General features: G+C 42.1%; 10 protein-coding genes. 1 reads left to right on the top strand and 9 read right to left on the bottom strand.

The window, feature by feature from the left end; translation table 11 throughout:
- Positions 1–163: 163 nt before the first annotated feature.
- The 4 genes from UYI_RS0129265 to UYI_RS0129250 all read right to left on the bottom strand — a co-directional run bounded on the left by UYI_RS0129265 (position 164) and on the right by UYI_RS0129250 (position 7,205).
- Positions 164–2,356, bottom strand: coding sequence for an SPFH domain-containing protein (locus tag UYI_RS0129265; RefSeq protein WP_016870245.1), 2,193 nt, complete (start codon positions 2,354–2,356; stop codon positions 164–166).
- Between the two features lie 204 nt (positions 2,357–2,560).
- Positions 2,561–2,974: an ATP synthase F1 subunit epsilon gene (gene atpC / locus UYI_RS0129260; RefSeq protein WP_016870243.1), complete on the bottom strand. Its 414-nt coding sequence runs from the start codon at positions 2,972–2,974 to the stop codon at positions 2,561–2,563.
- 90 nt (positions 2,975–3,064) lie between these two features.
- Positions 3,065–4,513, bottom strand: coding sequence for a F0F1 ATP synthase subunit beta (gene atpD / locus UYI_RS0129255; RefSeq protein ID WP_016870242.1), 1,449 nt, complete (start codon positions 4,511–4,513; stop codon positions 3,065–3,067).
- Between the two features lie 526 nt (positions 4,514–5,039).
- Positions 5,040–7,205 carry an iron uptake porin gene (locus UYI_RS0129250; RefSeq protein WP_016870241.1) on the bottom strand — a complete coding sequence of 722 codons (2,166 nt, stop codon included), beginning with the start codon at positions 7,203–7,205 and terminating at the stop codon, positions 5,040–5,042.
- Between the two features lie 836 nt (positions 7,206–8,041).
- On the opposite strand from UYI_RS0129250, the gene UYI_RS0129245 reads away from it, so the two are divergent.
- Positions 8,042–9,463 (top strand): serine/threonine-protein kinase, encoded by a 1,422-nt coding sequence (locus UYI_RS0129245; protein WP_016870240.1) that lies wholly within the window; start codon positions 8,042–8,044, stop codon positions 9,461–9,463.
- A gap of 150 nt (positions 9,464–9,613) precedes the next feature.
- Here UYI_RS0129245 and UYI_RS0129240 read toward each other — a convergent pair whose 3' ends face one another.
- From UYI_RS0129240 to UYI_RS0129215, 5 genes are all read right to left on the bottom strand, one after another.
- Complete coding sequence (locus UYI_RS0129240; protein WP_016870239.1) at positions 9,614–11,419, bottom strand: serine protease; 1,806 nt, start codon at positions 11,417–11,419, stop codon at positions 9,614–9,616.
- A 312-nt stretch (positions 11,420–11,731) separates the two neighbouring features.
- Positions 11,732–12,595, bottom strand: coding sequence for a S1 family peptidase (locus tag UYI_RS0129230; protein WP_016870237.1), 864 nt, complete (start codon positions 12,593–12,595; stop codon positions 11,732–11,734).
- A gap of 22 nt (positions 12,596–12,617) precedes the next feature.
- The gene (locus tag UYI_RS0129225) at positions 12,618–13,193 is read right to left on the bottom strand and encodes a COP23 domain-containing protein (RefSeq protein WP_016870236.1); all 576 of its coding nucleotides are present in this window, start codon (positions 13,191–13,193) and stop codon (positions 12,618–12,620) included.
- Positions 13,194–13,460: 267 nt separating this feature from the next.
- Entirely contained in the window at positions 13,461–14,441 is a 981-nt protein-coding gene (locus tag UYI_RS0129220) for a S1 family peptidase (RefSeq protein ID WP_016870235.1), read from the bottom strand.
- 536 nt (positions 14,442–14,977) lie between these two features.
- Complete coding sequence (locus tag UYI_RS0129215) at positions 14,978–16,816, bottom strand: ABC transporter ATP-binding protein (protein WP_026086250.1); 1,839 nt, start codon at positions 16,814–16,816, stop codon at positions 14,978–14,980.
- Positions 16,817–16,830: the final 14 nt, after the last annotated feature.

Raw genomic sequence — 16,830 nt, 5'->3', positions numbered from 1 at the left:
GTAGACGGGCGAAGGGCGGCTTCTCGTACGCCGTAAGGCGTGAGCGTAGGGTAGAGTACCCTACGGGCTTAAGGCAGGGTAGTGGCTTAAGGTAAGGGTAGGGTTAGTGGATAGTGGATAGTGGATAAAAACCAACAACCAACAACCAACTACTAACAACTAACTACCCCAAAGCATTCCCATCTAATGGAAAATCGACAACTACAGGTGAATTACCATTTGGTTGAACTGGTTGTGGTTCGGTAACTGGTGATTTTGCCTGCAAGGGTGATATGACTTCACCTGGTTTAGTTGTTTGGTTCCATAAAATCATGGAAAGTAACCCATCCACCAAACTATTGCTAGTGCCATTATTGCCACCAACTAACACATCGGGGATGAGGCGGACGTGGCGATCGCCGATAATTTGCATCAACTGCATGGCTGTATAACCCTGTGAACCCAAGGCTTCTACACCTGCACGGTAAGCTTCTGCTTTAGCGTTACCTGTGGCGCGGATGGCTTCGGCTTCAGCAAGGCTTTTGAGGCGTAAAGATTGAGCTTCTGCGTCAGCTCTTAAACGAATTGCTTCAGCCTCACCTGTCGTCTCTTTAACTTTGGCATTGGCTTTGAGTTCGGCAATTTTCACGCCTTGCTCAGATTTCACCGCTTCTTGTTGGATATCAGCTTGAGCTTTAAGTTCGGCAATTTTTACACCCTGCTCAGACTTCACCATATCTTGTTGAATATCTGCCAAAGCTGTTTCCCTTACCAGTTGTTGCCTTTGAGTTTGCGCCTGCTGTTGGACTTCAAAGGTTTTACGTTGTTCTTCGGCAATCTTCCGGTCTGTTTGCGTTTGCATCAAGGTTGCTGGCGGTTGGATATCACCAATCAGGGTATCGATCGCTTGTACATCATAAGCCCGCAGCGCTACTCTAATATAATCGGCGGCTTCTGCTTGCCGTTCACTACGAGCGCTGAGAAAGTCCAACACAGTGTAATCTTGGGCTGAGTTGCGGAAATAGTTACCAATTGTAGGTTCCAATACATGGTCTACTAAATTCTGCATCGAACCCACCCGAGAAATCACCTTGGGAGCATCCAAAGCGCCAACGTGGATAATTTGGGCAATTTCCAAGTCAAAAGCAAACCCATCTTTAGAACGCACTGTTAAAGAATCAAGTTTGGCATCATAATTATGGCGTTCCGTACGAGTTGACCAATTTAAAACTATGTTAGTTGTTGGAACCAACTCAATCTTCATGACGCGGGTATTGACTGGGTGTTTACCTGGATACAAAGGTTCTATCCACACGCCTTTGTGTCCAGGGTTCACTAAGTTACCGTGGGTAAAAGCTGCACCACTCACATCTTCGTGCGCCTTACCAACAAACGAAATCACCACACCCACATAGCCGATGGGAATTTCCGTCATTGGCACTTGCTCAACTTGAACAAACCAAGGGTTCAAGTTCCAAGAACCAGAAAGCAAAATCTGTTCTTGTAAACCCCGACGTCCACCACCATCAATGAATCTTTGTCCATTTTGGAAGTTATCATGAGCGGCAATCACCGGGCCTGCAATTTCACCACCAGGAATAGGAAGACCATCTAGGGTAGTGACAATACCAACTTTGTCACCTGCAACATGATACACCCGCAACTGTTCTGGACTCATACCGTGTTTACCGGCGTTGGCTGCTGTGATCACCTTAAATAGAGCAGTGTTAATTCGGTAAGTACCAGCTGTGAGAAAACCCATTTGTCGCCCTTTTTCCCCGCCATTAGTCAAGAATTTCCGGGCATCTTGAAAATTATCGCATTCAACTACCTTGCCTAAAATACGTTCGGGTGGGGTATGTGTGCCATCTTCCGCTACAATCAAGGCAATTTCACCTTGGGGAACAACGACCACTGGCTCTTTTTTCACCGAGTATTGCCAAGGCCAGTAAAACCAGTGCCAACCAGGAGCCAGAGTATCAGCCTGTAAGCCGGCTTCGCCATTCATGGCGATTAAGCGGCCAGCAGGAAGTCCACGTCCGGAGATCGTAAATTTTTTAATAACAATACCAACTTCTCGTTCACCAATCACAACCAGTCCGCCAAAAAACAGGGGGACAAAGACCACAACCCCACCCGCGACAATAAAGGGGATAATTCCCCAAGGTGATATAGCTGAAAGTTGAACCGTCGTTGGTTGTGTTTGCTGAATTTGGGTTGGGACTGAGGTCAATTCTTGAGGAGTAGCCTTTTGAATCGGATTGGCACTAGCAGTATTAATGCTACCAGCTAGAGTCAAAGTTGTAATTACAGATGCAGCGAAACGAAGTATTTTATTTTGCTTACTTCTATTAGAGGAATCTTGTGAGCCTTCCATATATTTGCCCCTCTGGGCAACTAATTATCTAACGTATCACTCCACCCAGAATTCCCCTAATTTCTTAAACTTGTTCTAATTTTGATAAAAATTTACTCAATAACCCAAAGCACACGCAAAACCCATCGCCTTGCACCGTGTGCATCTGTGTTCGCTTTCTCAAAAATATAAAAACCCGGTTCCTGAAAGAAACCGGGTCACTAATTATACCATACCACCAGCAGCTTGAAAACGAGCGCGGGCGCGTTTAAAGGCTTGGTTGGCTTGGATTTGAGCTTGGCGATCGCCTGCGGGGACCTGATTTAAACGAGTTTGGGCTTCGTTAAAAGCAGCACGGGCTTCTTCAAGATCAATGCTGTCACCACGTTCAGCACCGTTAACCAGAATGGTTACTTCATCTTCTTCAACTTCAGCAAATCCACCCATAAGCGCGATGGGTGTCCAGCCTTGATTTTTACTAGGACGTACTCGCATTACACCAGTATCTAAAGCAGTCAATAGTGGTGCGTGTCCGGTGAGGATACCTAGCTGCCCAGTTGTGCTAGGTAAAATTACTTCTTCAGCGGCAGCGTCCCAGATTGTTTTATCCGGGGAAATTACACGAACGGTTAATGGCATATGTCCTTTGTTAGTAGTTAGTAGTTAGTAGTTAGTAGTTAGTAGTTAGTAGTTGTTACCACTAACTACCAACTAACAACCACTAACTAATTACCCTTTGAGTTTTTCAGCTTTAGCAATGGCTTCGTCAATGCTGCCAACCATGTAGAATGCTTGTTCTGGCAGGTCATCCAACTCACCAGACAGAATCATGTTAAAGCCTTTGATTGTGTCTTCCAACTTCACGTATTTACCAGGAGAACCGGTGAATACTTCTGCTACGAAGAACGGCTGAGACAGGAAGCGTTCGATTTTGCGTGCCCGTGCTACAACTAGACGGTCATCTTCCGACAATTCATCCAAACCCAGAATGGCGATGATGTCTTGCAATTCTTTGTAACGCTGTAGAGTTGCTTGGACAGCACGAGCAGTGTTGTAGTGTTCATCACCAACAATGTTAGGCTGCAACATGGTGGAAGTAGAACCCAGAGGATCTACCGCCGGATAAATTCCCTTCGCTGCTAGACCACGAGACAATACAGTGGTTCCATCCAAGTGAGCAAAGGTAGTAGCTGGTGCGGGGTCAGTCAAGTCGTCCGCAGGTACATACACAGCTTGGATAGAGGTAATAGAACCTTCGTTGGTGGAGGTGATGCGCTCTTGGAGTTCACCCACATCTGTACCCAATGTCGGCTGATATCCCACCGCAGAAGGCATCCGTCCTAACAGCGCTGATACTTCAGAACCAGCCTGTACGAAGCGGAAGATGTTATCGATAAACAACAGTACGTCCTGCTTGTTCACATCCCGGAAGTATTCTGCCATAGTCAAACCAGACAGACCAACACGCATTCTGGCTCCGGGTGGCTCGTTCATCTGACCATAAACGAGAGCAATTTTAGATTCGTTGAGGTTGTCTTTGTTGATAACCCCAGATTCGATCATTTCGTTGTAGAGGTCATTGCCCTCGCGAGTGCGCTCACCCACGCCGGCGAACACAGACACACCACCGTGTTGAGTCGCGATGTTGTTAATCAACTCCATCATGATCACGGTTTTGCCGACGCCTGCACCACCAAACAGACCAATCTTACCGCCACGACGGTAGGGAGTCAGCAGGTCAACAACTTTAATCCCAGTCTCAAACACGGAAGGTTTGGTTTCCAGTTCCGTGAGTTTGGGAGCAGCGCGGTGGATGGGCAGTTTCTCTTCAGTGTTGACAGGCCCTTGATTATCTACGGGTTCGCCCAGGACGTTGAAAATCCGACCCAGGGTGGCTTTACCAACAGGTACGCTAATGGGAGCGCCAGTATCGACAGCTTCCATACCACGTACTAAGCCGTCGGTGGAAGTCATAGCCACAGCCCGCACCTGGTTGTCACCAAGCAGTTGCTGTACTTCGCAGGTAATTGCGATTTTCTGTCCAGCTTCGTTAGTGCCTGAGACTTGCAAAGCGTTGTAGATTGGTGGCATTTTTCCGCTAGGGAATTTTACGTCTACAACCGGCCCAATGATTTGGGTAATGTAACCAATGTTTGTTTTTTCTGCTGTGGTGACCATGCTGAGTCTATTGATTGAAGCTATATTTTCAGATAGGGTCGTAAGAGACTTAAGATTAAGCTATGTCATTTTCAAGAGTAGCACTGAACGACGCCAGATTTTGGCATAAATTCATTATTAAGGTTGGGCTATTGAGTGAAGCAGTCAGGCTAGGATTGGAGTAGGGGCGTTGAAGGTAGGGATAAGAGACTGAGGGGGAAATTTTCACATATTCATTTGTGAGGTTTCATCCTAAAAATTTGCTGTATGTTATGTTCCCAAAAGACTGCTGGGTATTGCCTTGGTAGACTCACGTAGCTGAAAAACTTGTTGATGATTTTAGACGATGAGGCGAGACGCAGAATTTTTCCGAGCTTTGTTCACTTCAATATCATGCTCGGATTGGCTTTCATTATGGTTGTGAGTTACGCTAATGGCAAATTAATCAGGTTGAATAACTATAAAATTCCATCAAAGTCCCGCTAAGCTTGCTGGAGAAGTAGTTTCTCTAGCAAGCTTTGTCACTCTAGTTTTTTACAAACACGCTTTAAAAGCGGAAGGTTGTGCGGAGAGTACCGACGAAAATCGTGTCGTTATCAGCAATATGCCCTGGATTTGTAACCACGAAAAAGCCAGGTGTAATCCAGACGTTATCACTTACTCTAAAGCGGTAGAAAACTTCAAAGTGTAGGGAAGTCGCTTTATCTTTAACTCCCACTTTTTTAGGTAATACACCTGGATCTTCAGTTCGCTGTCCATCGGTGGTGAATTCTGAATTGGTGTTGAGGTTATCATTATTATCTGTTACCGGAGTCGCTTCTTCTTCTCTGACTACTTGTTCAAAAAATGGTACTGGCGTACCATCTGTTTCAGGCCCCGCAGACACTAATTTTGGTGGCATTCCAAACAGGAAACCAAATAAATCGCCTTCCCTACCAAATGGATCTGAAATTCCCACAGAAAACAAGTATGTAGCAGAAGTACCATAAGGCTTTTTACCAGCAGAGTCACCCAATACACTATCATTAGGGAGCGCTTCCAAGAAATTGGTGAACATGTAACCTCCCCATGCTCCCAAAGTTAGTTGATCTGTTACGCGCCATTGGAAGCTACCACCAACAGCATTTATTTGTGCTGGTAAATCTCCAATATAATTACCACAACACGGACCAAAGCCAGATGGAGCGTTCAGCTGTTGTTCCAAAGGGACTCCTGGACTATTAAATTCATCACTGGGAATCGATGAACCAGACCACAAACCAGCAGTTTCAGCGTTAACGCTACCAGTATATGTTCCTAAAGAGCCATCACTGGAATAGGCATTTACGTAAGATATGCCTGTCAGAATCCTTTCAGTAGGTTTCACCACTAACTGTACACCAAGGGCACTGTGGTCTGCACCGATAAATCCTGTTTCTGTGTCACTACTATTTCTAGTACCATAGGCAACTTGTAACCTGAGAGGATCGGCAATTGTCCAATCAAAACCTACCCCAGCATCCATTGGCCCGCCTATTCTTAAAATTGGATTGAGTTGTCCAAAACGGGAAATTGAACCTCTACCTGTATCAAAGTATGGAGAATTAGCACTGAGAACACTGCTTAACTCAAACCCAAAGGGAATAACAGAGAATACAACTTTGTCATTAAAAGCAGGAAATCGATATTCCAGTAAGTCTAAGAAAACCTGGTTATTTAATCCTGCTTGGTGAGAAAACCGAGCCATATAGGTATTAAGTGACTCGGGATTTGTAAAACCACCGTTATCAAAATCACCAGTAGTTAGATAAGTTCTTAAAACGTCTTTACCAGTAAATGAAGTTTGTAATCCGAGGCGTGTTAGGTGAGAGAAAACAGTGTTTCTTGATGCTTCTTTTCTATTTCCACAGTCAACCTCATCATCATCATTACGGTCTCCAGGACCTCTCCCACCAGTTAATGTGTCGAAAAAGTACCCCTGATCATCAGGGAAGATTCTACACCCTCCCGGTGGATCACCCCCAAAAGCAGACGACACTGCAAAAATTACTTCTCCCCCAAGTACTGTAGTTGTCGAGAATTGATTCGCTTCTAGTTCTGCTGTATGCGCTTCTAGAGTATCAACACGACCTCGTAATGTTGCTAATTCCGTGGCAAACTCTTCTTGTAGTTTTTGCAGTGTTATTAAATCCTCTTTACGAACTTTATCTTCTGCACCAGCAGCAGTAAGTTCATTAATCTTGTCCAAGGCTGCATTTAATCCCGCAGCAAATTCGTAGCGAGTCATCGGACGATTGCCTCGGAAGGTGCCATCTGGATAACCAGCAATTACGCCATACCGTTCTACAAGAGATTGCAATGCAGCAAAAGCCCAATCAGTTGGTCGCACATCCGATAATTGGGACACCGATGTCACTTGTTCGATGCTGTCTGTTGGCGTATTGCCGTCATCTTTTAGTTGGGAAACATCAGCCATCCGGTTTTTTGATTGTTCTGCATCATTTAAATCTGATTGCAGAGTAGTATTTTGTTCTATCCAATCAAAGGAATTTCCTCTTTGTTTTTTCTTTGAAGGAAATAATTCTTTTTTACTTAATTGAGCTACATTTGTGTGAGTAGATTGTAGAGTATCTTCTTCTAGTATTGGCTGTTCAACAGCTTCAGCCGTAGTTATTGATAGAAACAACAAAATTGCTGAAGCACCACTCAGAAGTAAATATTTTTTTCCTATCATTTTGTTAAACCCCACACTACAAAAAAGCAATTCAAAATTTACTCTTACTTTATAGAAAAGGTAAGAGCTACTGAGTTAAGGACTTGTTCAATCTCCATTACTCAGCTATAGCTGTGTTGTTAATAACAGCTAATTATTTGAACTTGATATTAAGATGTCGTTTGACAGATTATTATGGATGACTATACATCGTTGATATCTTTCTATACAAGATGGCTTTAGTAAAATTAATGTATAAATACGAACATTTTTCTAACAGTTAATGCTTCATATTTTGTTATAAATTAGTGCATCTATAAATTGTGAGGTTATATTTCAATCAGGTTCTGTTAGAGTCAAAAACCTAATTTTGTGTAGGTTGGGTTGAGGAACGAAACCCAACATTCTCACCGCTTTGTTGGGTAACGTTCGCGCTCTACCCAGCCTAATATCATCGCTTGAGTGAACCTGTTGGGTTATATTTATACATTACGAAAGTTTAAGTATATACTTGTTGAGATAGGGAGCAAATTGAATTTTCAAGTGATTGGAGATTAAGCGTTAAATCTAGTTAGCTATGACACCCCATTTTTTTGACTTATATAAATTCTGCTAAATTAGGTAATATATCAGAATTGAGCAGCGATCGCATATTGAACTTGAATATTGCCTAGTTGAAAAAATAACCATCCGCCGTCTGCTAAAACTAGCAAATCATAATGTGTCAAAGCTAAACTAACTGGTTGGCAAGCTAATCATTTACAGGAGAGTCCCAGAAAAAAGCATGAAAATGACCTTTCTTCACTCCCTATTCCCTCTTTTCAAACCAGAAGATGTGTAAACCCTGGATCAAATGAATGTTAGGAACAACCCTCCGAGGGCGCTACGAAATCATTAAAGAATTAGGAAAAGGATGGTTTGCTGAGACTTATCTGGCTAAAGATAAGGATTTACCTGGTAATCCTTATTGCGTAGTCAAGCGGCTCAAACCCAAGTCTACCGATCCGTTTATTTTACAGACGGCTAAACGTTTATTTGAGCAGGAAGCGCAAGTTCTTTACCAATTAGGCAACCACGAGCAAATACCAAGACTTTTAGCCCATTTTCAGGAAAATGAAGATTTTTATTTAGTTCAGGAATTTATAGAAGGTAATGTTCTTAACCTAGAACTAAAAACGGGTAGCAAATGGAGTGAAGAAAAAGTCATCGACTTTTTAGAGGACGTATTAAATATACTCAAGTATGTCCATCAGCAAAATGTTATCCACCGGGATATTAAACCTGCTAATTTAATCAGACGTGCTACTGACAATAAGTTAGTTTTAATTGATTTTGGAGCAGTTAAACAAATTAGTGCCTTGGCTGCCAACTTGCAAGGAAAAACAATTGCTATTGGTACTCCTGGTTATATGCCGTGTGAACAAAATAGTGGGCAACCAAAATTTAATAGTGATATTTATGCTGTAGGGTTAATTGCTATCCAAGCTCTTACAGGCATTTTGCCTGATCACCTACCAAGACATCCCGATACTAATAAAATTCTTTGGCGAGGTTTGATCAATATTAAACATATTAAACCTCAGCTCATAGATATTTTAGACAGAATGGTAAGTTATGACTTTCGCGATCGCTACCAATCTGCAAGTGAAGTTTTACAAGCTATTGCAGATATCAAGAGTACTAAAAAGTGGAGACTAAGCAAAAAATTTGCGAAACCATTATTACTACTTGCTAGCATTTTATTTATAGCAGTTTTGGCAACTCCACAAATTATACAAATATTCAACCCACAAGAGCAATATTCACCAGCAGATATAGAATTCTCCATTTATGAGAATCCTAGCTATAGCGTGAGGATAAAATATCCGCAATCTTGGAAGCTTCAACAAATAGGAGATCCATTTACCGGAGATGTAGTTAAATTTTGGCCACGCTCAAGAGGTAGCACCAATAAATTGACAGCAGAGGTAAATATCAATGTTGAAAATTTGAAAGAACCTACTTCTTTAGTGGAATATACAAATTTGTCTGTTAATGAAATAGTCCAATTTCTGAATAATGCTAGAATTCATGATTCCCATCCTACTAAACTATCAAATTTACCTGCTCATGAAGTAATTTATAGTGGCAAAGAAGAAGGATATAATATTAAAAGGTTGACAATTTGGACTTTAAAAAATAATCAAGTCTACATAATTACTTATACAGCAGAAGAAAGTGAATATGACAAATATTTAGAAATAGCCCAAACAATGATTAATTCGTTAACAATTTATTAGTTATTTGATATAAATTACAGAAAATCTTAATTGGGGTGCGTTATGGCTTTGCTATCACGCACCATGTTATGGGCGGTGCGTTAGTAGCTCAAATCATGTTTTTCGTGAAAAATAATATTAAATACGCGCCTAACACACTCTACAGTGATTTTATTTTGACTTTATAAATAACCTCTTAGTTTGTAGTTCTCTAATTCTTTGAATAGCGTCTTGGTAATATTCGCTTTTTCCTTGTTGTTGATATAAGCTAGCCGCTTTTTGAAAATCTACAATAGCTTTTTTATTATCTCCTAAATCCCGGTAAATCAGACCACGATTGTAGTAAGCTTCTGCAAATTCTGGAGTGATACTAATTATCTTGCTGTAATCGGCAAGGGCGCCTTGATCATCTTGCAGTCTGCGACGGACAAAAGCCCTACCAAAATAGGCAGAGGCGAAGTCTGGTTGGATGCCGATCGCCATATTGTAATCCAAAGCTGCTTTTTTATACTCCTGGAGTTGTCTATAGGCAAAACCCCTTCTGGAGTAAGCAAGAGCATTGTTAGGTTGAAGTCTAATAGCCTCTTCTAAATCAGCGATCGCTCTTTTATAATCTTTAAGACCAATGTAGGAATCACCCCGATTTAAGTAAGCAAGAGCATAGTCAGCTTTGAGGTTAATTGCTTGATTTAAATCAGATAGTCCTCCTTGATAGTCTTGGAGTTCATTTTTGATAGCTCCTCGGTTTAAGTAAGCTGCTGCATAATTAGGATTAAGGCTAATAGCTTTACTGTAATCTTTAAGAGCTTCCTGATTTCTTTGGAGGAGATCCTGAGTTAAACCCCGGTTCATGTAAGCAACAGGACTATTAGGAGTTAGGCGAACTACTTGGTTTAAATCCTCAAATGCTGCTTGATAATTCTTGAGATCGTAGTAAGCGACAGCCCTTTGAAAGTAAGCATCAGGATGACTCGGATTAATCTGTAAAGCTTCTTCATAGGCGGCAATAGCTCCTTGATAGTCTCCTTTTTGAGCTTTAGCTCCACCTAAACTGATCAAACTTTCGGCACTTGGTTGTTTTTTAGTAGTTGTTTGTTGATGGTTGGTTGTTGGTTGTTTTTGGGTGTTGGTGGTTATTTGTTGATGGTTGGTTGTTGGTTGTTGGTTGCTGGTTGTTGTTGGTGGTTGTTGAGTGTTGGTGAGACCAGCCCCCCAAAAAGCGGTCTCCGTCACGTAGACACGAAGTGGCTTAAGGTAAGGGTAGGGGGACTGGCGAACCCGAAGGGTTATTGGTGGTTGTTGGGTGATTGTTAGCGTTCTCAAATTGCCTTTGGTAGCTACAAATATATTGATAGGAATTCCCAATCGCAAAACAGTTCCTGTGGAACCATCAGGAACCGTGGCTCGCCCATTAATACCTACTACCAAACCATTTTCATCGAGTAAAGGGCCCCCACTCATTCCTGGTATTGCCTCGTTGTCATAAACTAGGGCATAACCTTCATCTGGTTTTTGCAAACGACTGCGAATGTCTCCCTTAGTAAACTGGTAAGTGGGTTGATCCAAACCTGGTATTTTAGCCCAACCCACTGCATAAACAGTCATTCCCTCTGTTAATTGATCAGAGTTACCAAACTTGGCAGTACTGTAATCTTTTGGACTGATAAACTCTAATACTGCTAAATCCAAACCGGGCAATTCTTGGCTATAGTAAACTGGATAGCGATCGCCATCGGGGGCAAGAATTTCGTATCTCCCATCTTTATAAACAACATGGCGATTAGTGAGAACAAAATATCTATCCCCCTTGCGTTCAAAAATTATCCCTGAGCCAATACCTTCTCCATCTATGCGAACGGTAAATTGTTTAGCAATATCACTAACCTGTTTGGGAGATAATGCTACGGTGATTTGAGGCTGTATGAATACAATGGCTACACCAAATAGCGCTGCCGGAAGAGCATAAGAACACTTCATACCTAAAAAGGGGGATAGGTGATTGGGGATTGGGAATCGGGAAGGTTTGTAGTCAGCACTTTAGTGCTTAAATTTTAAATAATTTCAGAGGACTAAAGTCCTCACTAAGAACAAATTTACCGGCGTTGCATAAAATGGGGATGAAGAATAAACCGCCCTCCGGGTACTCTTACCTTGATCTACGCCACCTTGCCTACGTGACGGAGACCGCCAAGAGCGGCAAGTGGACTCACCAAGACGCCAAAAACGCCAAGAAATAATTTTATAGTTACCAGAGAAAATAAAATCATCCTGCAAATATGCAACGCCAATTTACCTTTCATCATCAATGCGATAAACTACTAGCTTGCGATCGCATTTTTGTGTGAATGAAAATCTGGAGTCACAATCTATCAAAGATGGTGACACTAATTCCACAAACGTTTCAATCGGAATACCCCAGCTATATTTACTCATTCGTTTTCGTAGGGATGCTTCTGGCTCGGTTCCATCTTGATAAGTATAAGGCTCGCCCCACAGAGGTTCCGCATGTATTCCATTAATAGCCACTACCTTTCCTTGCTGATTTAGTAAGGGCCCCCCACTCATACCCTTTTGAATATCATTGGTATATCCGATACGATAGCCACCTTCTAAGGCTTTGTCTAAAACCCAGGAAACCTTACCTGCTTTGAAAACAAAACCTACATCCTGGGTTCCCTCAACATTAAATGGAAATCCGGCAGCAAACACTTGATTCCCCACAGTCAAACTTGATGCCGAGCCAAGGGATGCTACAGTATATCTGGTACTAGGACTGTAAAACTGTAAAATCGCTAAATCTTTGCTCCTCAAAGAAGTAGCATCCACTTTCTGTACTTGATTGGGAAGTTTTGCTTTATACACATGACCATCGGGCGTTTGAATTCTATAGGGAGGATCTCCCGAAATAAGCACGTGGGCATTAGTAACTACAGTATAAACAGAACCTTGTTCTTTAATCAGAATCCCTGAACCTAAAAAGCCTCCCGCAAGTATCTTGACTGTAATGGACTGAGCTAAATGCTGTAGTTCCTTTGTCGAACCTTGACTTGAGGGTTGTTCAACTATAACTTTAGAACTTAGTGGTGCTAATACTGGTAACAAAATTGATAAACCCCCAATACAGGCAACCATAGTTAATAAGCGCCAATCCATGTTGGTTTACCTTACGATTTCCTCAACATTCCCACATAGGTGTTCCCGATGGGCATTGTCCTAATTCACTTTCCTCACCGATCAGCTTTTGGACATCAAGATAGGAGGCATTATCGACATTGGAAATCACATTGTTATTGTTGTCTGTGAGTTCAATGATTCTGCCACCACCACCAACCGATTTATTCAGCAACCGATATAGAATCAGCTGGGGGTTTGTTCCTGGTTTAAGAGTGACTAATACCCCATTAGGCAAACAAGGCCCACCACTATAACTAGCAACACACAACACAGGTTGATGCTTAAGTTCTCCCGCTCTGATAAACTTCAGTGTACCGTTTTCATAAAATCGATTAAACCGATCAGATATTGCCTCACAGCGTTGCCAAGGCGTCCAAGGTGGCGGGAAAGCCGTATCAACCCAGCTAATTATTGGTTTATTGCCCCTATCGGTGTTAACGATGGTTGCTGGATTACCCCTGCTCATACCACAGAAAAATTTACTTTTTTGAGCATAGCTGGGTTGAACATTAATTGCAGTAGAACTTAGTGTGATTGCTATTGCACTCAGGACTTGGACAAATAAACTCAATTTCATGTTCATTTCACACCTGATGTAAATATATAAGATATAAGATTTTTTAAAAGAAAATGCATATATATTATATTTTTCAGTATAAATCCAGATTGATGAGTCTTATTTTCGGAAAAGCATTTGTTTTTGTTATTTTTCTTAATAAAATCAAGTCAAGTCTCACCTGAGCAGATATTCCGCCCAGAACTGAACTTCATGGCTCAGAGTTCAAGTCCACTTACAGTAAACTGAATGTAAGCAAAATCTAGAAAACCTATCCTTGAATACTCCCTATATACGCCTGTTGGGACATTTATCTCCTAGTAATAAACTGCCACATCCTAAAGAAGGCTTATTTCTCAACATTGCATCTAAATCAAAGGTAAACAACTTGTACACATTGGGAATGACATCTGCTGTTGATTTATTTGCTATTCCCTGTGCAATCACTTTGGGATCTATCAAGCCGCGATCAAAACTCAAGCGCCTGTCCTCTGCTTCGATCGCTTGTACAATATGATTTATTTGCAGACCACAACTATTATTCCCGCTCAGATTTGGCTCAAGACAATATCCATGTTCATTTGAGCGATCGCTTTGGTGGATAGCAACAATTTGTCCATCTTGACTAAATACTGGGCCGCCATCCATACCCTGCCGGGTTTGAATGTTATAAGCTAAACTATAGCCGCCTTCAGGATGAGGTTGAGAATTAATTTGATTTAATGATGTGACTTCTGTAACCCGTTCTCGGCGAGGAGTTTGATTTTGCGGTACGGGCCAACCAGAAACATATAATACATCTTTGCTCCTAAGTTTCTCGGAATTTCCCAAAGCAGCAACGGGATAGTCGTGTTCACTCTCAAATTTGACCAGTGCTAAATCAAAACCCTTAACTTTTGTTCTGAGTTCTCCCTCTTCCCTACCTAAAGCTTGAATCGTGGAATTATCTTCGTTATGTTCTACTAAGTGTACTTTGCCATCACTCGTGCGTACTCCATAAAACCCTTTGTTTTGCACAACATGGAGGGCTGTGAGTGCGTAATAAGTTTTACCTTTTCGTGCTACAACCACCCCAGAACCTGGGTCCCACTCCCTGCGTGCCTTTATCTCTCCTTCTTGTAAGGCTGGTGCAATTAATACGGTAGTCTGGGACGCGATCGCATCGACCTCGTGTTCTGGAAGTGCAAAAGCAAATGTATGAATAAATGCGATCGCTATTACTGTAGCTATTGCTAATACAACAGTAGCTAAATGTCTGTAAAATCTCATAGTTGACACCCCTAATACCGTTTCAGTATAAGTCTGATAAATTTGGCAAGCAGGAAGACAAGGAAGACAAGGAGGACGACTTGGGGGAGAATTTGTATCAGGAATGTTGTGAAGTGGTATAAACTATTATACTTTGATACTTTGCACGAACAGCATTTGGGTTCTTGACCAGAATTTTAACCAACTAGAATTCTGTATTATCAGCCCTTCGGACAAGTCATACCATTTCACGTTAATCATGATACATTTAAATCCTGTACCAGACGTGCCATGGCACGTCTCTACAACACAAATATGTTTCACGTTTAAAAGGAATTGGTATCAGAGGGTTGCAAGTCAGTTGGGATATTGATGTTTTTGCCTTCTGCCTCCTGCTTCAAAAAAACAGCCCTCCCCACAGATCAGCAGAGAGAGCGAAGCCATGCCATTTCACTATTGATGAAATACACATGGTTTTAATCCTATTTCGTAAACTCAGGTAAAAAATCAGAGCAAAAGTTGAAAGTTGTCCTAACTGTGCTGATAAAGAGTAATTTTCATCGCATAGCCATCAAGCCATTACCCTCGTTAGACTGGAGAGTATACATAGCTGCATAGCGTCCACCTAAACGCATCAATTCTATATGAGTACCCTTTTCTAAAATTTTTCCGCCTTCGATGTAAAGAATTAAATCAGCTTGTACAACTGGTTTCAGATTATGGGAAATTAAAAAAGTGGTGCGTCCTTTGGTCAAACGCTCTAGTGCTTCATTCACAGCGTGTTCGTTTTCTTGGTCTAAACCTGTAGTTGGCTCATCTAAAATGACAATGGGAGCTTGACGTACTGCTGCACGCGCGATCGCAATTCTTTGTCTTTGTCCACCAGAAAGAGTCGCCCCCCGTTCGCCCAAGATGGTATCGTAACCTTGGGGCAAGGCCATAATAAAATTGTGGGCATTTGCCAAACGAGCAGCTTGTTCTATCTCCTGGTCGGAGGCTTGTAAACAACCGTAGGCGATGTTATCTTTTACACTAGCTGCAAAGAGAATACTATCTTGTAACACGACACTGATTTGCTGCCGTAGAGAATGCAGTTTGTATTCTCTGATATCATGTCCATCAATTAAAATCTGACCTTCTAAGGGGTCGTAGAGGCGTAACAATAGACTAACTAAGGTAGATTTGCCTCCGCCAGAAGGCCCGACTAAAGCTACGTGTTGACCAGGATATACTACAAATTTTATGTCTTTTAATATACTTTGATTTTGTTCGTAGGCGAAGGAAACATTTTGAAACTGCACAGTTCCCTTAAAAGGTGGCGCGTCAATTGCCCCACGGGCATCACGAATATCAGGTACGATGTCTAACACATCCAAGATACGTTCGCCGGAAGCGGTAGCTTTGGCAATTTGCCCAGTGTACTTGGCAAGCTGGCGCATCGGTTTAAAGGCGATGCGGAGATAGTTGACAAATACTAACAAATCCCCAGGGGTAAGGGATTGTCTTAATACTAACTGCACTCCTCGCCATAATACCAAAGCAATGGAAACCCCCACCAACAATTCCACCATTCGTTCTAAACCTGCTGCTAGTCTTTGGGCTTTGGCACTGTCTTTTAAACTTTGGCGGTTGTGGCTGAAAAAAGTATTCTCCAACATATCTTGCAGAGAAAGCGCCTGCACAATTTTGATGGCACCGATAGATTCGGCTGCGGTTGCTGCCATTGCTCCTTCGCGTTGGCGTTGTTGGCGTACCACCTGGCGGATACGTTTTGTCAGGCGCATCGTGGAAAATAAAAATAGGGGAAATACAGCAATAGCAATGAGTGCTAGTTCCCAATGCAGCCAGAACATGACCGCGATCATACCGACTAGAGTTAAAGAATGAGCAAGTAGGGGCATGACAGCCATGACAGTCACTTCCCGTAGTCGGTCAATATCAGAGGTAACGCGAGTAATGAGGTCACCACTTTTGGCTTTGTGGTGAAAAGATAGAGAAAGCCGTTGCAAGTGACTGTAGAGATCAGCGCGAATTTCTGTGAGGATGTTGGTTGCTGCCAAGGACATACCCACAACACTGAAGTAAGCAGCAGTAGCACGCAGAGCAGCGATCGCAACTAGCGCTAAAGTTAAGGTAGTAAGTAAGGTAAAAGGACTGAGTTCATCAAGAAAAGGAATACCTAAGGGCTTAGTCTTAAAACCAGGTAAAAGGATATAGTCAAAAATAAATTTTAGCGGCCAGGGTTCTAGTAGGTGTAAGAAAATTTCTGCGATCAGCGCCACAAAGGATACTATCAGCAGGTTTTTCTGTTGGCGGATTTGGGGTGAAAATCGCCGCAAAATCCGCACTATTCCTGGTAAGGCTGCCCTCAAACTTTTGCGGTCAGGACGCGCTATTCCTGAATATTTTG

The organism is Fischerella muscicola PCC 7414 (assembly GCF_000317205.1).
GTDB classification, from domain to species: domain Bacteria; phylum Cyanobacteriota; class Cyanobacteriia; order Cyanobacteriales; family Nostocaceae; genus Fischerella; species Fischerella muscicola.
The sequence above is the reverse complement of the archived record's forward strand: the minus strand, read 5'-3'. Positions and strand labels throughout refer to the sequence as shown.